This is a genomic window from Sutcliffiella deserti, from assembly GCF_020037475.1.
Lineage (GTDB): Bacteria > Bacillota > Bacilli > Bacillales > Bacillaceae_I > Sutcliffiella_A > Sutcliffiella_A deserti.
Window position 1 is genome coordinate 116354 of the sequence record NZ_JAIQDB010000004.1, and the last position, 17833, is coordinate 134186.

Below are 17833 nucleotides of genomic sequence, written 5' to 3' on the forward strand. Positions count from 1 at the left end.
TCTATTTTAGTCATCTTCTAAAATTCCTTTTAACTTCGGAAAAACCTTTATAGCGGTGTCATAAAAGACAGCCTGATGAAAAGTCTCTGGAATAATTTCTTTAATGAAATTACTATATGCTTTCACACCTACAAGCGGCCAGTCCGTTCCAAACATCAATTTTTCATAATGATCACAGTAATCTAAAGCATGTAAAAGATGGTTCAAAAATCGCGAACGTTTATGGCGGTCTATTTCTTCCTCCGTACCTACAATGAGTCCTGAGAGATCCGCAAACATATTTCGATTTTTATACACTACTTCAGCCCCATCTAACACCCATGGATCACCAAAATGGGCCATCACAAAGGTCACTTCTCTATGCGCAACTGCCACTTCGTCAAGTGTTAAAGGGTGCGAGTATTTTAATAATCCTCTTTCTGAATATGTATCTCCTGTGTGAAATACAACAGGAACATTATACTTTGTTGCAAGCTGATAGACAGGCTTATACACCTCATCGTACGCATAAAATGGATAATAGCCTAAATATATTTTCATCCCCGCTACATTTGGTTTTTGTATGTCCTCTTCCAACATCCTTATATTCTCTTCATTCATCTTAAAAGGGTTTATTCCCACACAATATATTAAATTTCTGGGAATAGCCTCTGATAAATCAAGGCCCATGGGAGTTTCACTCTGATAATCCGGAAAACCATTGTGTATTGTTTCGGTAACTCCCATTGCTACCCCGCCTACCACATGATTCTCTTTCCATTCTTTTAGGAGCCCCTCATAGGTATAGGATAGGTGGGATAGTCGAGTTGCTGTATCCTGAAAACTTCCTATTCTTGAAAAGTGAACATGTGCGTCTATTATTTTCACCGTTTCACTCCTTTCTTACAATAGTAGTATTACTATTTATTCGATAACAATAAAGAAAATCCTTTCTTAAAAAACAAAAAAGGATTTTTCTTTATGCTACGTATTAATAGAGTTTAAAAGCAAATCAATTGTAAACATTAAGCGAAATTTATTATAGTAAGTTTTCAATATCACTTTTCATTTTTAAAGGTGATGTTGCAGATGCCACTCGTTCTACCACTTCTCCATTACGATCTACTAAGAATTTCGTAAAATTCCACTTTACCGCTTTGGAACCTAACAAGCCTTTGGCATTCTCTTTTAGATATTCAAAAAGTGGATGCGTATCCTCCCCATTCACGTCAACTTTTGCAAACATCGGAAAGGAAACACCATAATTCAACTGACAAAAATCATTAATGTCTTCTTCGTTTCCTGGCTCCTGATTACCAAACTGATTACAAGGAAAACCCAAAACAACAAATTTTTGATTTTGGTATTCTTTATAGAGTTTTTCCAGTTCCTCAAATTGAGGAGTAAACCCACATTTGCTTGCAGTATTCACTACAAGAATTACATGATCGCGATACTCACTAAGTGGTATCTCCTTACCCATTATATTTTTTGCAGAATAATCGTAAATTCCCAAACCTCTCACCTCTTTTTTCTTCTATTATGAAGGGGTTTAGCCTTCTTTGTCTATTTTAGATATGCTTTTTTTGCGCTTTTTGCATCGTGCCATGCATTTTGAAAAGAGCTAAACAAAAAGAGCCTTTTAAAATAACCCAACAGCCTTTCCTTCTTCATCCACATCCATTCCTAATGCTGCAGGCTGTTTAGGAAGACCTGGCATTGTCATGATGTTGCCGGTAAGAGCAACGATAAAACCTGCACCGACTGAAGGCTTCAACTCTCTGATGGTTATAATAAAATCTTCTGGCCTTCCAAGCTTGGTCGCATCGTCCGATAGCGAGTATTGAGTTTTTGCCATACAAATTGGAAGTTTGCTCCAACCTTCGCCAACAATTTGCTGTAGCTGCTTTTTAGCTGCGGGCAAAAGATCAATCCCCTTTGCTCCATAAACTTCTTTTGCAATTACTTCTAATTTATTTTCAAGAGAATCCTCCATTTGATAGAGCGGGGTGAAAACAGTCTTCTTATTTTCAATTTGCGAGAGAACTTGTTTAGCTAGGTCAAGTCCACCCTCTCCACCTTTTTCCCAGACTTGTGTCAATGACATAGAGATTTCATTTTGTTTGCACCACTCTTTAACAAACTGAACTTCCGTTTCTGTGTCAGTTACAAATTCATTTAAAGCCACAACAAAAGGCAATCCGAACTTGTCGATCGTTTCTACATGTTTTTTCAAGTTGGCAATACCCTTGGTCAGTGCCTCTACGTTTTCATCTTTTAACCTATCTTTTGGTACACCTCCGTGCATTTTCAATGCTCTTATTGTAGCAACAATAACGACTGCTTCTGGACTGAAGCCTAATGCTGGGGTTTTGATATGGAGGAATTTTTCCGCTCCTAGATCCGCACCAAATCCTGCTTCGGTAACCACATAGTCTCCAAGCTTTGCAGCCATCTGTGTTGCAATGACGCTATTACAACCGTGTGCAATATTCGCAAAAGGTCCACCATGTATGATGGCTGGTGTATGTTCCAATGTTTGAACCAAGTTTGGTTGACATGCATCTTTTAAAAGTAAAGTAAGTGCGCCTTCCACTTTAAGTTCTTTTACCGTTATTGGTTTTTTCTGTACATCATAAGCAACAACTATTCTGGCTAAACGTTGCTTTAAATCTTTAAGATCCTTGGCTAAGCAAAAAACTGCCATTATTTCAGAAGCAACAGTAATATCAAAGCCATCTTCTCTAGGTACTCCTTGAAAGGGACCACCTAAACCGACAACCACCTTCCGTAGTGCTCGATCATTTAAATCCATTACCCTTTTCCAACTGATTCTTCTTGTGTCAATTTGAAGGGCATTTCCTTGGTGAATATGATTGTCAATCATTGCTGCCAATGCATTGTTAGCTGTTGTAATCGCGTGGATATCCCCTGTGAAATGCAGATTAATATCTTCCATTGGGAGAACCTGTGAATAGCCACCACCAGTGGCACCGCCCTTCATGCCCATAGTTGGACCTAATGATGGTTCTCTCATTGCAATAACCGATTTTTTTCCTAGCTTCTTTAGTGCCTGTCCCAGTCCTACCGTAACTGTAGATTTCCCTTCACCCGCTGGTGTTGGATTAATAGCTGTTACAAGGATGACTTTGCCATTTTCTTTATTATGTAGCCTTTCTAACATATTCAAAGATAATTTAGCTTTGTATCGACCGTATAATTCCAACTCTTCTTCTTGTATATCTAAATCATCTGCTATTTCATGGATCTTTTTCATCGTTGCTTGTTGTGCAATCTCTATATCAGACGGCACAACCTTTTTAGTGTTCTTCATCTCTTTACCTCCTGCAAATATCAATACTTTCTTATAATGGTTATTGTACCACTTTTATCCTTGCCTATTAGTACTGAGAGTTTATTATGTAGGTGAAGAAGAAATGTGGGTATTACATTGGTCTTTAACCATTCATCTAAGCCATTACATATAAAAAGACACCTAATGGTGCCTTTTTACTGTATTGTAGTTTATGAAAGGGCTAGGTTAAACGCCGCTGTTAATTTCCGCTTTACCCTTGATTTCCTTCAGCGAAAACTACTTCCTCAAATGGCTGTACGACAACAAAGCCGCTTCCGGAGAATTTCATTTGAACGGATTCTCCACTTCCTCGTCCAAAGAAGGTTTTCAACTGGATGTCTGTAACAAATTCTGGCTCCAGATTTCCGGACCACGCAACGGTAGCATTAGGATCAGTGAAGATTGGTTTACCCGGGTGCACCATTAATGTAAGTGGTTCATAATGGGAAGTGAAAGCAACTAAGCCTTCTCCTTCCAGCCTTACATTAAATAATCCGCCTGCCATCATTCCTGCTATTCTTCTCATCAACTTTATGTCCCAATCTAGTCCTTTTTGAAATGCCAGCAAGTCATTACCGTTAATAAAGATACTTTCCCCTTCAAGGTCTAATACTGTAATTTTCTTTCCTTGGTCGGCAACATACAGTTTTCCTGTTCCTGTAGCTTTCATTAACTGTGATCCTTCGCCCGTGAATGCTTTTTTTACAAGTCTCCCTAAGCCATGCTCCAGAATACCTTCACGTTCAAATTTTATTTTTCCATCATAGGAAATCATCGAACCCATTTTCGTCCATACTTCGCCGTCTAAGTTAATCTCTAAGATTCTTTCTGTTTCCAATTCAAATAAACCTTGTCCTTTATCCTCTTGTCTGCTTTTTTGAACAAACTGTTCAATGGAGTACTTTGACATAACTATTCCCCCTATTTTTTTTGTAGCATAAATAACCACATAAATGTCAGCGCTTGCTTTAGATGACGTGGCAACGCTGAGTCATCAATCTTTTTTGCTTCCTCTTTATATACGGGCATCCCATCCAAAAGTTCCCACCCGTTTTCCTGAGCTAACTGCTCAAACTCCCACGGCATCATGGTATTACATATCGCTTTTTGATCATAAAGCCTTGGAAAGCTATTAGCACGTGGTCCAGCTGTCGGACCTAACAAACCGAGAAAAAGAATTCCCTTTTCTTTAGTAATACGGCGAAACTCATCAAGCACATCGAGAGGGTGCTCCACCCATTCTATAGAGTTTATTGCCATGATAGCATCCACATTCTCATTTTCAATAGGCAATTTTGTTAAGTCCCCCTGTTTAAAGATGATATTAGGGTGATCTCTTTTTTCGATCGCCCTATTTATCATCTTTTCAGCAATGTCAATACCTGTGACCTTGTAATTATTCTCTGCCAGTAAGTAGGATCCAAATCCATCTCCGCACCCTGCATCTAGAATAGATGAACCTGCTTGGAGTCTATCTTTTATAAAAGGAATAATGGTACTCCGGCTCCCTTTCAGCCACATATTTTCACTATTTTGATGCCAGTAATCGGCCCTTTCATTCCATTGCTTTTCTGTTTCCTTGTTCCAATTAAAAGTTTTCAAATTTTTAACCTACCTTTCTCAATTTAGTTTACTTCTCTATGTTTCTGTGATATTCCTCTACTCCTGCTAAAGAATATTTATGCTTTTTTTGAAAATAATAATCTTGAGTAGAAGAAGGAGGTGTGCGATGTTGAGCGAAACCTTTGTAGCAGTTCAAAAAAACGGCGATGGGGATATTGTGAAGTTTAAAACATCGTCAGGTCAAGTCCTTTCCTATGAAGAGGCAATTCAATATGTTAATCAAGGAGCAGTCCTCGGGGCTAACGTTTTTAAGGGAAAAGACGGAGAAATGTATATTCGCGGCAATGCAGACGGTGACCCTACCAACAATTTAGATCAGTTACCTACTTTTTCTTAAGGAGCGGTTTATAATGACAAAGAAAAATAATCATGGCGGCAGCAAGAATCAAAATAGTCCAACTGGCGGCAGCATCACGCACAGTGAGAAAATCCCAGGCGATAATAGTAAAGGAAATAAGCGCAATAAAGATCAGTCAGATAAGACCGAGCTTTAACTTAATTACAATGAATAAGTAAGCATGCGGCTTGATTGCCGCATGCTTTTTTAATGTTAGTTTAGTGTCACGTCCCAAGTCAAATAAACACCCCTCCCCCTTATTTTGATTTATAATATATATTAACTTGGAAATTAAAGAGGTGACGCCCATATGTACATACCAAGACAATTCAAAAACGACAACCAAAAGGAAATAATTGAGTTTATCGAACAGCACAGCTTTGGGATTTTGTTTTCTGAGCATGATGGCGAACAAAAAGCAACACACCTTCCTTTTATTATAAAAGAGATAGATAATAATGTAGTGCTTTACACACACATGGCAAAAGCGAATCCACAGTGGAAATCGCTTAAAGGTAAATCAGCCTTGGCAGTATTCACCGGGCCTCATGCATATATTTCCGCTTCCTGGTATGAGGAACCGAATAGCGTTTCTACCTGGAACTATGTAAGTGCCCATGTATATGGAAAAATAGAAATTATAACAGACCCCCACCCATTAAAAGAAATCTTGAAGCTTGCTACTGATTTTTATGAAAGGGATTTTTCCTACCCTTGGAAAGTGGAAGACAACCTCGAAACAGTAGAAAGTATGTTAAACGGGATTGTTGGAATTAAACTCGAAGTAGAAAAACTAGAAGGAAAATGGAAGCTGAATCAGCACCACACAACCGAAAAAAAGAATAAGGTTATCAAGCAGTTGAAAAACCAAACTTCCTACAACTCACAGGATATTGCTAGATTGATGGAAGAACAAAAATAGAAATTTAGTTGGATTTGGATGAGATGACCAGGATTATGAAAAACCGGGCTAAAATTCTCGGTTTTTTTTGGCTCAGTCACTTATAAATAAAAGAGTAAATCGGTGAAAAGAGTGCGTTGTCTTGTATTAAGCCTATGTCTTGTACTAGTTCCTCGGTTTCTGGTACATCATTCTGCTCCGAGCTTGCTTTTCATGTACCTGTTTCTCATTTTCTGGTACATCAAGCTACACCGACCTTACTTTTCATGTACCTGTTTCTCGGTTTCTGGTACATCCAGCTACACCCCGCGTACTTTTCATGTACCTGTTGCTCGGTTTCTGGTACATCATTCTGCTCCGAGCTTGCTTTTCATGTACCGGTTTCTCATTTTCTGGTACATCAAGCTACACCGACCTTACTTTTCATGTACCTGTTTCTCGGTTTCTGGTACATCAAGCTACACCAACCTTACTTTTCATGTACCTGTTTCTCGGTTTCTGGTACATCATTCTACACCAAGCTTGCTTTTCATGTACTGTTTCTCGGTTTCTAGTACATCATTCTACAACAAGCTTGATTTTCATGTACCTATTCCGCGGTTTTTGGTACATCATCTTACACCAAGCTTGCTTTTCATGTACCTGCAAATCAACAGCGGCGTTTAACAAGCCTTTAACTTAAAAAGCTATTCTAAATTTAATGCGAAAAGAGCCTAAATAAATACTAAATAAAAAAATGCTCAAAGTATCATTACCTCTGAGCATTTTTTATTGTGATTTAGTTTTCCTAATCATTTTTTCTCAAATAGAAATTGGACTTTATCCTCTTTCCACTCTAAAGCTGCATTAAAGACTTTCTCTCCCTTTTTGAATCCTTTAATTTCGTCCGTTCTTCCTGCTGTTAATAGTTTTTTTGCATTGGTAGCAGAAATCGATTTTCCTAAGATTTTTTTGGAGATGGTGAAATTACATTTGGAGGTACTGTAGTTTGAACAGCCATAAAATGTCCCTTTGTCCACTATTTCTCCATCACATTTTTTGCATTTACCTATTTTTGTTCCAGTGGATGCACGGCCTTTTCTGTTGCCATATTCTCGTTTGAACTCACTAAGGTCCATGCCGTCAAAGGACCATGCTTCACTTTGGTTTTTAGCGTCTTCTATTAATTTCATAGATAGCTTCCTTGCCTGCTCCATAAATTCTTCAGGGGAAGCTTTTCCTTCGCCGATTTCGTGCAGACGCTGTTCCCATTTGGCGGTCATTTCGGGACTGGCAAGTATGCTTGGCCCAATTGATTGAATCAAGACCTTTCCTTTATTGGTGGCGAAAACCTGATTTTTTTTCACTTCAATATATTTACGGTCTTTTAACACTCCTATAATGCCCGCTCGCGTCGCCTCTGTACCTAAACCTTCTGTTTTTTTCAGAACCTTGGTCAGTTCTCCGTCATCGAGATGCTTTCCTGCGGTCTTCATTACTGTTATAAGTTGACCTTCTGTGTATCTTTTGGGAGGCTGGGTTTTCCCTTCTTTTACATTTACTTCTTGTACAATTCCCTTTTCGCCGTCCTGTAAAGAAGGAAGGTCTTGTTCTTCTGCGTCACTTTCCTTCTCTTTTTTGTTACCATAGATCACTTTCCGCCACCCTGACTGTACCTCTTCTTTGCCTTTCGAAAGGAACGAGGCTCGTTCTTCAACAAGTGTATGTATGGTTGTATAGTCAAAGATAGCCTTCTCATAATGAGCTGAAATAAGTCGTTTCACAATTAGAGAATAAATTTTTTCCTCTTCTCCGGACATTTTAGCCGGATTTGTGACTTGTTCTGTTGGAATGATTGCATAGTGATCGGTAACTTTCTTCTCGTTTACTACACGTTTGTTCGTCATAACCGAATTAAAAGGCAATGGAAAATATTCTTTGAAAGCCTCGAACTGACTTAGTTTCTCCAAGGTTTCCGGAAACATGGCTGCTTCTTCTCTTGTAACAAAACTCGAGTCAGACCTTGGATAGGATATAATTCCTTTTACATAGAGCTTTTGGGCAATCTCCAAGGTCTTTTGTGGCGAAAACTTATACAAGCTATTTGCTGTTGCCTGTAAAGATGAAAGATTAAAAAGGAAAGGCGGCTGAAATTCCTTGCGTTCTTTTTCAATTGTATCAATTCTTGCTGAGCTTCCCTTACAAAATTGAACGATTTTTTTGGCAAGCTCGGGATCCTCAAGTCTTGATTCTCCATCTTTATGCCATTTTCCATTGTAATTCTTTCCGTCAATATTAAACGTGGCAAGAACTTCCCAAAAAGGTTTAGCTTGAAAGTTTTCAATCTCCAGTTCACGCTGCACAATTAACGCAAGAGTCGGTGTTTGTACTCGACCAGTTGAGAACACATCGGATACTCCCTTTTGTTGTAACAATAGTGTATAGGCTCTTGAAGCATTCATCCCTACAAGCCAGTCGGCACAAGAGCGGCTTAAGGCTTCATAATAAATATTTCTGGTTTCTTGTTCTTCTAACAAGTTCTCAAAACCATTTTTTACCGAGTTTGGCGTCAGAGAAGAAATCCATAAGCGTTTTAATGGCTTAGAGCATTTAGCAACCGTAAGAATGATTCGAATGATTGCCTCTCCTTCCCTTTCTGCATCACCAGCCATTATAATTTCAGTCACTTCTCTCCGGTGAACAAGTTCTTTCACTGTTTTAAATTGCTTCCATTTTGATTTTGTTACTTTGTGTTGGAATCTATCGGGTAATATAGGGAGGGTTTGCAAGGACCAGCGCTTCCATGAGGCATCATATTCTTCTGGCGATAGTAGTTCACATAAATGGCCAACCGCCCATGTAAGAAATGCACCTTCAGGAAATAAGGGTTGTGGAGGTATTACGACATAACCATCCTTCTTTTGAAAGGAAAAAGGGGCAGCAAGCTTTAATCCTTGATCAGGTTTTTCGGCAATAATTAATTTCACAACATGTTCCACTCCACTCTAAACAAAATAAAGGCAGGAAAAGAGCGACCTCTTTTCCTACCACTATTATAAAAGCAAAACACTTGTTTGTATAGATTAGAGTTCGATAATATTTTGTGCAGGTACGATATTTAAAATTGTAATCAATGGATAGGCACTTTGTTGTGTTTCGCCTACAATCCAAAACTGGTCATCCACAACAACGGCAAATGACTCCATATGGTAGATAACATCTATGGCATCTACTAAGGTTTCATAAATACGTTGTTCCGTTAAGGAGTATAGCCTTATGTTTGGTTTAATACGCAGAATAACTTCCTTACCTAGATAGTTGGTGCGTAGCATCGCTCTTCCCCCTTTTTATTTAACTTATGAAAAATCCTGAGGGTTAGCACTCTTTCCTTACAAGATTCTTGACCTTCATTGGGTAATTAATGTATAGTGGAAGTGTCATTTAACCGCTTTCTAATTTTAGAAAGGGTAAGATGATAATCTACTTTTAATGCACTAGATGTGCGCTATTTTTAGGAGGAAAATGAATAATGCAAAACGGTAAAGTAAAATGGTTTAACAATGAAAAAGGTTTCGGTTTTATCGAAGTTGAAGGTGGCGAAGATGTATTCGTACACTTCTCTGCAATCCAAGGAGATGGCTTCAAGTCTTTAGAAGAAGGACAAGAAGTTTCTTTCGAGATCGTTGAAGGCAGTCGCGGACCACAAGCTGAAAACGTAACGAAACTATAAAAATAAGTACAACCCCATAAAAACGTAAAAGAAAGAGGCTGGTTAAGCCTCTTTTTTTTACGTTTTTTTGTAAAGGATAAGTGGGTAGGTCTGTCACTGTATTTTTATGACCTACTAACCAGAAACAATGAGGAAATTTTCCATATAAGCAAGAAAAGAACACGGAATTTACGATTGTAAAGGGTAGTGAAACATACGCAGAAAAAACAGGCTTCGGAAAAATTTCTACGGGATGCATATCTTCTTTTATAATTACCGATTCTAACATAAGAGGAGGGATAACGATGGACAATTATTCGGACGATATTCACACAGGATATAATGATCTTAAGCAAGTGGAAGTTTCCATTCAATCGGCAGAAAAAATGGTAGGTTTTGCGACCATGAGCTTAGATCCCGAAACAATGGAGCATGCTGCGCGCGCCATTTCAAATGCAAGAAGTTTATTGAATGAGGCAAAAAGCCAAGGTACAGGGTTGGATACCGATTTTCTTCAAAACGCGGAACAGACACTAGCACAAACAGAACATCAGCTTTCCGAAGCACAAAAATAACCGCCTGTTATGGCGGTTATTTTTATTTTCTATGAACAAGTTGATCGCCAAGTTTCTTTATTTCAGCACCTACTGTACACTCACTTATACAAAAAGACTGTGCATGGTTCTTCCCATAGTCTTTTCGCAATGTTTGCTTGACTAAGCATTCTGTACAATATGTGTCTAAAATCTCACCAACTTCCATAAGTATCTTTTTACGATTGATCATGTGTTTCACTCCTATAATTATAAAAGCAAATTGCTTTCAATGGGCGTCCCTTCGAGCGCTTGCTTTGCCAGGCGATCTGCTTCTTCGTTTTCTTTTCGTTGAACAGGTTCGTAGATAGCTTTTATCTTTAAAGCCTTTAGTTTTTCTTCTATTTTATCCAACCATCGATTAAAAAGTTCGTCATAACATGGCCATTCTCCAGATAATTGATTAAGCACCACTAGTGAATCCCCTTTGAAGGTAACATCCATGGCTTTTATTCCCAGATGCTCAAGTTGTTGAACCAGATAATAAAAAGCTGCATACTCTGCTTCGTTGTTAGATTCGAGTTCTTCTAAGCGCGCATTAATTCGATATCGATAATCTTTTTTATTCTGATTATAATAGACTACATTTCCAATTCCGGCAAGCTTAGTTTGCACATCATATCCACCATCAAAATAAGCAATAACATCTGAAATACCTGTCTCACTTTGTTTGATCCACTTTAGGATTTCTTTTTTGGTCCACTCTTCCCCTTTTAAATCAAAGAAATATATTTGTTTTGCTCTCCCCGTCTTTTCCATATCCTCAGCAAGTCTTAATGCAAGCCTACTGTCCATTTCTTCGCTTCTAAAAATGGTTTCGATATGCCTCGGGGTATGATAATGCCATTCCACCGTTACTTTCATAGCCTTTATGCTCCTCTTCATCACATATTGAATGATCCTACCAACCCTTTACCCTGTATAAGAAGCCAGTAACCTTACTTACTTTTTTCTCTTTCCATACGATGAGTTGTTGTGTATTCTTATCTTATCACGAGAGGCCCTGAATTATGATGGGAACTATTATCTTAGGTAGGAGAGAGAAAAGAATGATTGAAGTATATATTGATGGCGCGAGTGCTGGAGATCCCGGACCATCTGGAGCAGGTGTTTTTATCAAAGGACATGGAGGAGCAGAACAATATTCAATACCACTTGGAACTATGTCCAATCACGAAGCAGAGTTTCATGCCCTGATTCAGGCTCTTATTATTTGTAAAAAACAGAATTACAGAATAGTTTCTTTTCGAACAGACTCACAGGCGGTGGAAGGCGCTATTGAAAAAGGACATGCGAAAAAACCAGCCTACCGCGCCCTCCTTAAAGATGCACAAGATTTAATTGGTGATTTTGACTTGTTCTTCATTAAATGGATACCTAGTAAGCAAAATAAAGTTGCAGACGAACTCGCACGTAAAGCTATCCATAAAAATAAATAAAGGACTTTCCATGTAACATGAAAGTCCTTCTAGATGATGTTTTTTTCCCTTGCCAGTTGAAATGCAGAGTCCTTTGTTTGAATATTTTCTGTTTTCAACATTTCTAACAAAGAAACAAAAAAACTGCCGTCAAACTGTTTTTGTGCTTTTAGAGTAATCTCTATAGCAATGTTTACTAAATAGTCGGAACTGTCCGTGTAATTTTTTCCAAATTCTATGAATCCAATAGAATCTTCTCTAAAAATAAAGCCTTTTGCGGTAAGCTGTTGAAGGTACTCTTCTGTACTTAATGTATTTTTCATTAAAATCCATCCTTATGCATTCAATCCCTTCTATAATCTTACCGCAAAATTTGTCGTATGCCTACCAAAGTTTTTCCAACCATGGTGTTTTTTTCTTGGTTGGCAGAAATAAAGCACCTAGTAAGCCTAGAGTTATGCCAAATAAAGATCCACCAATTACCTCTTGGGGCTGGTGCCCTAGACGTTCTTCCAATCTTTTTTCAATCTTGTCATGAACATTTTCATCCGGCTTTCCTTCGAGCCTGTCCAGCTGTTCAGCTAAGTCATTTACAGCGAGCGTAATTTCCCCCGTCTGCCTTCTAACCCCTTGAGCGTCATACATCACAATCAAACCAAATATAGCAGAAAGAGCAAAATCAATGGTTCTAAATCCTCTTTTTACAGCAATAAATGCCGCTAATGCCGAGACTCCTGCTGAATGGGAGCTTGGCATTCCACCTGTTTCAAAAAATGTGGACCATTCCCATCTTCCCGTCCGTGCATATTTAATTGGGATTTTTAAGCTTTGTGCAACGATTATAGCAGCTAATGCAATTTTTAAAGCTTTGTTCACTCTCAATCACCTCCCCATTAGTTTTCAAAATGTGGGGAGCTTATATGCAACATATTTTCCTTACAAAAAGGAAAGCTAAGGAAACAGGGGGGTGAAAATAATGAGCAGCAGAAACAAATCAGCAAATAGAGGGAAGAAAGCACCCGGTGTTAACCCGCAAGGCTATGGTCAAGACGCGGAATTTACAGAAGAGCCTAAATCACAACTTGAGAACAACGCTAAAAAGAGTAATACAAAAAGGTAAGGATCTCTTTTAAAAACTGTTTTCGCATGGATTGTTACTTTTACGTAAGTTGGCACCACTCGCAATCGTGCTCTTTTCCTGTTAAGTGGTAAAAGCCCGAAAATACATTGCACTAAAGCAAAGCTAATACAAATCTAACCAAAAAATAAAGAGAAGATTTTCATCTTCTCTTTACCCAAACGATGAGCTATATGAATCTAACTTGAAGCAGCTACTTTTAGTTAACAGACCTTATTCACAAAACTATGCAGACTTGTAAACTCAAGTTCTTCAAATTTAGTCCATACCTTTTCACGGTCAATCGAAATGCTCGCATCATGAAGCTCACATGTTACAGGCACATCACATTTGATGGTTGCTAGTTCGCGGGACAGGTGAAGTAAATCCAAACCGTCTTCAAACTTTTTCTGCTGACTTTTAGTAAGGGTGTGCATATTTTCTAAAATTCCTTCTATCGTATGAAATTCCATCAATAATTTTGATGCAGTTTTCTCTCCAATACCTTTCACACCAGGATAATTATCACTGCTATCACCCATAATAGCTTTCAGGTCAATTAGTTGCTTTGGTGTAAGACCTTTTTTACCATAGAAGCCATCTTCATCTAGCACTTCGTAGTTACCATAACCTTTTAGTAACAAGGCAACGGTCACATTTTGAGTGATCAGCTGCAGCACGTCCTGGTCGCCAGTTAAAATAATAACTTCAGCATCCTTACTATACTGTTCTGCAAGTGTTCCAAGACAATCATCGGCCTCATAACCTGCCAGTCCAATATTTGGGATATCAAAAGCCGACACTACTTCTTTAACAAGTTCAAATTGAGGGATTAATTCTTGTGGAGCTGCCGGTCGATTTGCTTTATATTCATCGAACATTTCAGTACGGAAGGTTTTGCTTCCCATATCCCAACAGCAAACGACATGTGTTGGTTGAAATGCTTCCATAGAAGAAATCATATGCTTAACAAATCCTTGTACGGCATTTGTAGGGGTACCACTTGAAGTATACATAAAACGATTATAAACAGATGTAGCAAAAAAAGAACGGAATAACAAAGCCATGCCATCTATTAATAAAACTTTTTTATTCATTAGATTTTCTCCTCTCGTTGTTGCGCAATTGATTATATCATATTTTTAGCGGCTTTATAAGGGTAGGATTATGGAATAAAAGGAAGGGGTAACTTCTAGGACTTATTGGTTTTATACTATTATTTTTAGAATCGGCTTTCTTGACCTTACTTTGCCTTTGTTGGTACATCATCCGGGGGCTTTCTTGCTTTTCATGTACTTACTTTGCTCGGGAATGTACATCACCCGCTGACTTCTCCCCTTTTCATGTACTTACTTTGCCTGGGAATGTACATCATCCGCTGACTTCTCCCCTTTTCATGTACTTACTTTGCCCGGGAATGTACATCATCCCGCGATTTCTCTCATTTTCATGTACTTACTTTGCCCGGGAATGTACATCATCCGCTCACTTCTCACCTTTTCATGTACTTACTTTGCTCGGAAATGTACATCTTCCGCTGACTTCTCCCCTTTTCATGGACTTACTTTGCCCGGGAATGTACATCTTCCGCTGACTTCTCCCCTTTTCATGGACTTACTTTGCCCGGGAATGTACATCTTCCGCTGACTTCTCCCCTTTTCATGGACTTACTTTGCCCGGGAATGTACATCTTCCGCTGACTTCTCCCCTTTTCATGGACTTACTTTGCCCGGGAATGTACATCTTCCGCTGACTTCTCCCCTTTTCATGTACTTACTTTGCCCGGGAATGTACATCATCCCACACCAACTCTCCTTTTCATGTACTTACTTTGCTCGGGAATGTACATCATCCGCTGACTTCTCCCCTTTTCATGTACTTACTTTGCCCGGGAATGTACATCATCCCGCGATTTCTCTCATTTTCATGTACTTACTTTGCCCGGGAATGTACATCATCCCGCGATTTCTCTCATTTTCATGTACTTACTTTGCCCGGGAATGTACATCATCCGGCGACTTCTCTCATTTTCATGTACTTACTTTGCCCGGGAATGTACATCATCCCGCGATTTCTCTCATTTTCATGTACTTACTTTGCCCGGGAATGTACATCATCCGCTGACTTCTCCCCTTTTCATGTACTTACTTTGCCCGGGAATGTACATCATCCCGCACCAACTCTCCTTTTCATGTACTTACTTTGCTCGGGAATGTACATCATCCCGCACCAACTCTCCTTTTCATGTACTTACTTTGCTCGGAAATGTACATCATCCGCTGACTTCTCCCCTTTTCATGTACTTACTTTGCTCGGACATGTACATCATCCGCTGACTTCTCCCCTTTTCATGTACTTACTTTGCTCGGACATGTACATCATCCGCTGACTTCTCCCCTTTTCATGTACTTACTTCCCCCCTTGTAGATACATTATCCACGGGCGCTCCTGCCCTTTCATGTACTTACTTCCTGCACTCTTGTGAAAAGCCATCAAAAAAAAGCCTGACCTCCTCCTGTAAGAAGTGGTCAGGCTTTTTCTAATGATTTTTCTTGTTTGTCATTTTCGCTGCTTCATATTCGGCATAGGAACCAAACTCTGAATCCATTGTTCCTTTTTGTTTAGCGTTATTATTACGTTGTGCGTTTGCATTTCCTTTTTTTGTACGACCCATCGTAAAACCCCCTATCACAATTTGGTCCTTTTTAGCTTGTGATGGGAAGGGTCATTTAATGAAAGGTAATATTTATCTATTTTCACATGATTCAATAGGATTTTCATCACAGCTGATCCAATCACTCCAACTGCCAGAGTAAAGCTTAACATTAGAAAATCCTGCTTCTTTTAAAGCGAGAATGTTGGGGCATGCAGTGACACCAGACCCGCAATAGACAATAACTTCCTTATTTTTATCGAGTTCGGCAAAACGATCGGCCAATTCCTGCTGGTTTTTCCATCGGCCTGAATCATTAATATTCTCCATCCAGAAATAATGAAGTGCACCTGGAATATGTCCGGCTTTATTATCGATTGGTTCTTCTATACCTTTGTATCTTTTTTCTTCCCTGGAATCAATAAGATAGCTGTCCCTTTGTTCAAAAGATTGCATTTTATCAATAATATATGGAGCCGAAACTACCATGTCCTTTTGCAGCTTTAGAGTAAACGCTCCTTTTTTACCTGAGGGTGGCACGGTGGACTCAAGGGGATATCCAAGACGTTTCCATTCTTGAAATCCACCATTGAGTACATAGGAATTTTTATGCCCATAGTAATTCAAAAGCCACCAAAGTCTTGAGGCCATCGAACTATTCTGATCGTCGTACAATACGACCGTTATATCATCCGTTACACCTGCCATCTCCAATTTCTCCTTAAGAAGCTGAGTGTCAGGTAAAGGATGCCTGCCGCCATGTTTCTGCTTTTCTCCGGAAAGATCATGAACTAAATCAAAATAGTAGGCATTGGGTAAATGTTCACTTAAATAGCTTTCGCGTCCTTTGTGTGGAGCATTCAGGTCGAAGCGGCAGTCAATAATAACAAGCTGCTCGAGATTATCCTTAACCCAATTTGGTTCGACAATTAATCGCATGATTTCCTCCTCGAATTATTTATTGCTATTGAATACATATTCCTCTACCATTTCTTTTGTAACGAGCTTTCGTTGAGGTGCAATCCCCTTTTTTGCTAATTCATTTATTCTGCTAGTTACATTATTGATTTTCTCCGTTGTATACGGTTGGTTTTGCTTGCATTTAAGAATTGCTTCTTCAATATAAGTTTCTCTTTGTTGCTCTAGATTTAAAAAAGTTGATACAATTTGGTTCTGTTTTTTGGAATGCTCACTAATAGCCTTATGTACGCTCATTGCTGTTCTCCTCCCAGACAATTCCTTGTCTTTTCATTAATTGTAGTACTTTCTCCTTAGGCTTCCAACAGTTAAATTTATAATGCGGTTTTGTTTCAAAACCTAAGCGGCTGCATCTGTAAACGTTATGTGTGTTTAATTTTATTACCTGATAATGCTGACACGCTGCACATACTTGAAAGCGATTTGAAATTGTCATATTCTCACCCTTTAGTTTATGCCAAGCTGCCTGTAAAAAAGATCGTTAAGATGTTCAAAGGCTGGCCTTGTACTTGGCAACAGACTTACTTCTTTTTCTATCTCTTGCAAGTATACAGAAATCTTGTTTAAAAGGCTGTTTAAACCTTTATTATTGTGTAAATCGCAATACTTTGCGGAAAGAATTTGCTGCAGCTCTGTTTTATCAAAAACAGAACTACTCTCTGCCAAGGATGTTACATTTATGGAAGGCGGAGAGAAAACTAATAACTTTTCTACCATCAAGGTTGCTCTAAGGGCGTGAAAAAGAAATGTAGGGTCACCTTTTTTATCAAAAAGTTTGTGATTTCTTCTTGCCATATTCCAATAATGCTCCGCAAGTGTTCTTGTTGAAAATTCACTTGTAACCCCCTTTAGATTTTCAAAAAAAGCAGGCTCTTTGATATAACAGATTGGGGATTGCATCCATTCATATAAACTAGGGTTTGATTTTAGTGCAAGAGTTAGTGCTTTTTGCACATCCCAGCCCTGAATATCCCATTTACTGTTAAAATAAGTGATGGTATCTTCATCCCTTTTAAGTGAAAGATAACGCTTTAAAGGAGAAACATAAATCATACGAATGTCATAGTCACTATCACTGGTTGCCACACCATAGGCTCTGCTTCCTGCTTCACAGGCATAAAGTATCTTAATTTTATAATCCTGTTCCATCTGTTCTAAGAGCGTGTGAACCGCTTGTGTCATCTTGTAATC

General features: G+C 38.7%; 23 protein-coding genes. 7 read left to right on the forward strand and 16 right to left on the reverse strand.

Translation table 11 applies throughout. The features are described 5' to 3' along the window. Positions 1-6: 6 nt before the first annotated feature. From K9B36_RS10215 to K9B36_RS10235, 5 genes are all read right to left on the reverse strand, one after another. Positions 7-867, reverse strand: a complete 861-nt coding sequence (locus K9B36_RS10215; protein WP_223701952.1) for an amidohydrolase family protein — start codon at positions 865-867, stop codon at positions 7-9. Positions 868-1018: 151 nt separating this feature from the next. Next, positions 1019-1495, reverse strand: a complete 477-nt coding sequence (locus K9B36_RS10220) for a glutathione peroxidase (protein WP_223701953.1) — start codon at positions 1493-1495, stop codon at positions 1019-1021. Positions 1496-1621: 126 nt separating this feature from the next. Continuing rightward, the gene (locus K9B36_RS10225; RefSeq protein ID WP_223701954.1) at positions 1622-3313 is read right to left on the reverse strand and encodes a formate--tetrahydrofolate ligase; all 1692 of its coding nucleotides are present in this window, start codon (positions 3311-3313) and stop codon (positions 1622-1624) included. Between the two features lie 232 nt (positions 3314-3545). Beyond that, entirely contained in the window at positions 3546-4244 is a 699-nt protein-coding gene (locus K9B36_RS10230; RefSeq protein ID WP_223701955.1) for an AIM24 family protein, read from the reverse strand. 11 nt (positions 4245-4255) lie between these two features. After that, on the reverse strand, positions 4256-4936 hold the full coding sequence (locus K9B36_RS10235) for a class I SAM-dependent methyltransferase (RefSeq protein WP_223701956.1): 681 nt from the start codon (positions 4934-4936) through the stop codon (positions 4256-4258). 127 nt (positions 4937-5063) lie between these two features. Here K9B36_RS10235 and K9B36_RS10240 point away from each other — a divergent pair, with 127 nt between their 5' ends. The 3 genes from K9B36_RS10240 (at position 5064) to K9B36_RS10250 (ending at position 6216) form a co-directional block, all read left to right on the forward strand. Further along, positions 5064-5294 carry a DUF3892 domain-containing protein gene (locus K9B36_RS10240; RefSeq protein ID WP_223701957.1) on the forward strand — a complete coding sequence of 77 codons (231 nt, stop codon included), beginning with the start codon at positions 5064-5066 and terminating at the stop codon, positions 5292-5294. Between the two features lie 13 nt (positions 5295-5307). Further along, positions 5308-5451 carry a hypothetical protein gene (locus K9B36_RS10245; protein ID WP_223701958.1) on the forward strand — a complete coding sequence of 48 codons (144 nt, stop codon included), beginning with the start codon at positions 5308-5310 and terminating at the stop codon, positions 5449-5451. 153 nt (positions 5452-5604) lie between these two features. Continuing rightward, complete coding sequence (locus K9B36_RS10250; protein ID WP_223701959.1) at positions 5605-6216, forward strand: FMN-binding negative transcriptional regulator; 612 nt, start codon at positions 5605-5607, stop codon at positions 6214-6216. A 770-nt stretch (positions 6217-6986) separates the two neighbouring features. Here the strand turns inward: K9B36_RS10250 and K9B36_RS10255 are convergent. Both K9B36_RS10255 and K9B36_RS10260 read right to left on the reverse strand, forming a co-directional pair. Then, complete coding sequence (locus K9B36_RS10255) at positions 6987-9161, reverse strand: DNA topoisomerase III (RefSeq protein ID WP_223701960.1); 2175 nt, start codon at positions 9159-9161, stop codon at positions 6987-6989. A 96-nt stretch (positions 9162-9257) separates the two neighbouring features. Further along, positions 9258-9506: a hypothetical protein gene (locus K9B36_RS10260; protein WP_223701961.1), complete on the reverse strand. Its 249-nt coding sequence runs from the start codon at positions 9504-9506 to the stop codon at positions 9258-9260. Between the two features lie 197 nt (positions 9507-9703). On the opposite strand from K9B36_RS10260, the gene cspD reads away from it, so the two are divergent. Together cspD and K9B36_RS10270 are read left to right on the forward strand one after the other, a co-directional pair. After that, the gene (cspD, locus tag K9B36_RS10265; RefSeq protein ID WP_223701962.1) at positions 9704-9904 is read left to right on the forward strand and encodes a cold-shock protein CspD; all 201 of its coding nucleotides are present in this window, start codon (positions 9704-9706) and stop codon (positions 9902-9904) included. Between the two features lie 284 nt (positions 9905-10188). Next, positions 10189-10458 carry a DUF2564 family protein gene (locus K9B36_RS10270; RefSeq protein ID WP_223701963.1) on the forward strand — a complete coding sequence of 90 codons (270 nt, stop codon included), beginning with the start codon at positions 10189-10191 and terminating at the stop codon, positions 10456-10458. Between the two features lie 22 nt (positions 10459-10480). Here the strand turns inward: K9B36_RS10270 and K9B36_RS10275 are convergent, their stop codons facing one another. Together K9B36_RS10275 and K9B36_RS10280 are read right to left on the reverse strand one after the other, a co-directional pair. Continuing rightward, a complete protein-coding gene (locus K9B36_RS10275) occupies positions 10481-10669 on the reverse strand; it encodes a zinc-finger domain-containing protein (protein ID WP_223701964.1) in 189 nt (62 codons plus the stop codon). 17 nt (positions 10670-10686) lie between these two features. Then, positions 10687-11340 (reverse strand): reverse transcriptase-like protein, encoded by a 654-nt coding sequence (locus K9B36_RS10280; RefSeq protein ID WP_223701965.1) that lies wholly within the window; start codon positions 11338-11340, stop codon positions 10687-10689. A gap of 185 nt (positions 11341-11525) precedes the next feature. Here K9B36_RS10280 and K9B36_RS10285 point away from each other — a divergent pair, with 185 nt between their 5' ends. Next, entirely contained in the window at positions 11526-11915 is a 390-nt protein-coding gene (locus tag K9B36_RS10285; protein ID WP_223701966.1) for a reverse transcriptase-like protein, read from the forward strand. A 29-nt stretch (positions 11916-11944) separates the two neighbouring features. On the opposite strand, the gene K9B36_RS10290 is transcribed toward K9B36_RS10285, so the two are convergent. Both K9B36_RS10290 and K9B36_RS10295 read right to left on the reverse strand, forming a co-directional pair. Then, positions 11945-12217, reverse strand: a complete 273-nt coding sequence (locus K9B36_RS10290) for a DUF6123 family protein (protein ID WP_223701967.1) — start codon at positions 12215-12217, stop codon at positions 11945-11947. A gap of 61 nt (positions 12218-12278) precedes the next feature. Further along, positions 12279-12770 (reverse strand): divergent PAP2 family protein, encoded by a 492-nt coding sequence (locus K9B36_RS10295; RefSeq protein ID WP_223701968.1) that lies wholly within the window; start codon positions 12768-12770, stop codon positions 12279-12281. 100 nt (positions 12771-12870) lie between these two features. On the opposite strand from K9B36_RS10295, the gene sspL reads away from it, so the two are divergent. Next, positions 12871-13014 carry a small, acid-soluble spore protein L gene (sspL, locus tag K9B36_RS10300; protein WP_223701969.1) on the forward strand — a complete coding sequence of 48 codons (144 nt, stop codon included), beginning with the start codon at positions 12871-12873 and terminating at the stop codon, positions 13012-13014. A 221-nt stretch (positions 13015-13235) separates the two neighbouring features. On the opposite strand, the gene K9B36_RS10305 is transcribed toward sspL, so the two are convergent. From K9B36_RS10305 to K9B36_RS10325, 5 genes are all read right to left on the reverse strand, one after another. After that, positions 13236-14108 carry a 5'-3' exonuclease gene (locus tag K9B36_RS10305; RefSeq protein ID WP_223701970.1) on the reverse strand — a complete coding sequence of 291 codons (873 nt, stop codon included), beginning with the start codon at positions 14106-14108 and terminating at the stop codon, positions 13236-13238. 1442 nt (positions 14109-15550) lie between these two features. Further along, positions 15551-15685 carry a hypothetical protein gene (locus K9B36_RS16885; protein WP_263399326.1) on the reverse strand — a complete coding sequence of 45 codons (135 nt, stop codon included), beginning with the start codon at positions 15683-15685 and terminating at the stop codon, positions 15551-15553. 72 nt (positions 15686-15757) lie between these two features. Then, the gene (locus K9B36_RS10310; RefSeq protein ID WP_223701971.1) at positions 15758-16603 is read right to left on the reverse strand and encodes a sulfurtransferase; all 846 of its coding nucleotides are present in this window, start codon (positions 16601-16603) and stop codon (positions 15758-15760) included. A 15-nt stretch (positions 16604-16618) separates the two neighbouring features. Continuing rightward, positions 16619-16879, reverse strand: a complete 261-nt coding sequence (locus K9B36_RS10315) for a YpbS family protein (RefSeq protein ID WP_223701972.1) — start codon at positions 16877-16879, stop codon at positions 16619-16621. A gap of 210 nt (positions 16880-17089) precedes the next feature. Then, complete coding sequence (locus tag K9B36_RS10325; protein WP_223701974.1) at positions 17090-17824, reverse strand: nucleotidyltransferase domain-containing protein; 735 nt, start codon at positions 17822-17824, stop codon at positions 17090-17092. Positions 17825-17833 lie beyond the last annotated feature (9 nt).

What these genes read in the sequence shown, in the direction of transcription:
- K9B36_RS10290 (WP_223701967.1), bottom strand. Translation starts at nt 12,217, where the DNA reads ATGAAAAATACATTAAGTACAGAAGAGTACCTTCAACAGCTTACCGCA.
- K9B36_RS10250 (WP_223701959.1), top strand. Translation starts at nt 5,605, where the DNA reads ATGTACATACCAAGACAATTCAAAAACGACAACCAAAAGGAAATAATT.
- K9B36_RS10310 (WP_223701971.1), bottom strand. Translation starts at nt 16,603, where the DNA reads ATGCGATTAATTGTCGAACCAAATTGGGTTAAGGATAATCTCGAGCAG.
- K9B36_RS10275 (WP_223701964.1), bottom strand. Translation starts at nt 10,669, where the DNA reads ATGATCAATCGTAAAAAGATACTTATGGAAGTTGGTGAGATTTTAGAC.
- K9B36_RS16885 (WP_263399326.1), bottom strand. Translation starts at nt 15,685, where the DNA reads ATGGGTCGTACAAAAAAAGGAAATGCAAACGCACAACGTAATAATAAC.
- K9B36_RS10325 (WP_223701974.1), bottom strand. Translation starts at nt 17,824, where the DNA reads ATGACACAAGCGGTTCACACGCTCTTAGAACAGATGGAACAGGATTAT.
- K9B36_RS10280 (WP_223701965.1), bottom strand. Translation starts at nt 11,340, where the DNA reads ATGAAAGTAACGGTGGAATGGCATTATCATACCCCGAGGCATATCGAA.
- cspD (WP_223701962.1), top strand. Translation starts at nt 9,704, where the DNA reads ATGCAAAACGGTAAAGTAAAATGGTTTAACAATGAAAAAGGTTTCGGT.
- sspL (WP_223701969.1), top strand. Translation starts at nt 12,871, where the DNA reads ATGAGCAGCAGAAACAAATCAGCAAATAGAGGGAAGAAAGCACCCGGT.
- K9B36_RS10240 (WP_223701957.1), top strand. Translation starts at nt 5,064, where the DNA reads ATGTTGAGCGAAACCTTTGTAGCAGTTCAAAAAAACGGCGATGGGGAT.
- K9B36_RS10245 (WP_223701958.1), top strand. Translation starts at nt 5,308, where the DNA reads ATGACAAAGAAAAATAATCATGGCGGCAGCAAGAATCAAAATAGTCCA.
- K9B36_RS10315 (WP_223701972.1), bottom strand. Translation starts at nt 16,879, where the DNA reads ATGAGCGTACATAAGGCTATTAGTGAGCATTCCAAAAAACAGAACCAA.
- K9B36_RS10230 (WP_223701955.1), bottom strand. Translation starts at nt 4,244, where the DNA reads ATGTCAAAGTACTCCATTGAACAGTTTGTTCAAAAAAGCAGACAAGAG.
- K9B36_RS10305 (WP_223701970.1), bottom strand. Translation starts at nt 14,108, where the DNA reads ATGAATAAAAAAGTTTTATTAATAGATGGCATGGCTTTGTTATTCCGT.
- K9B36_RS10270 (WP_223701963.1), top strand. Translation starts at nt 10,189, where the DNA reads ATGGACAATTATTCGGACGATATTCACACAGGATATAATGATCTTAAG.
- K9B36_RS10225 (WP_223701954.1), bottom strand. Translation starts at nt 3,313, where the DNA reads ATGAAGAACACTAAAAAGGTTGTGCCGTCTGATATAGAGATTGCACAA.
- K9B36_RS10285 (WP_223701966.1), top strand. Translation starts at nt 11,526, where the DNA reads ATGATTGAAGTATATATTGATGGCGCGAGTGCTGGAGATCCCGGACCA.
- K9B36_RS10260 (WP_223701961.1), bottom strand. Translation starts at nt 9,506, where the DNA reads ATGCTACGCACCAACTATCTAGGTAAGGAAGTTATTCTGCGTATTAAA.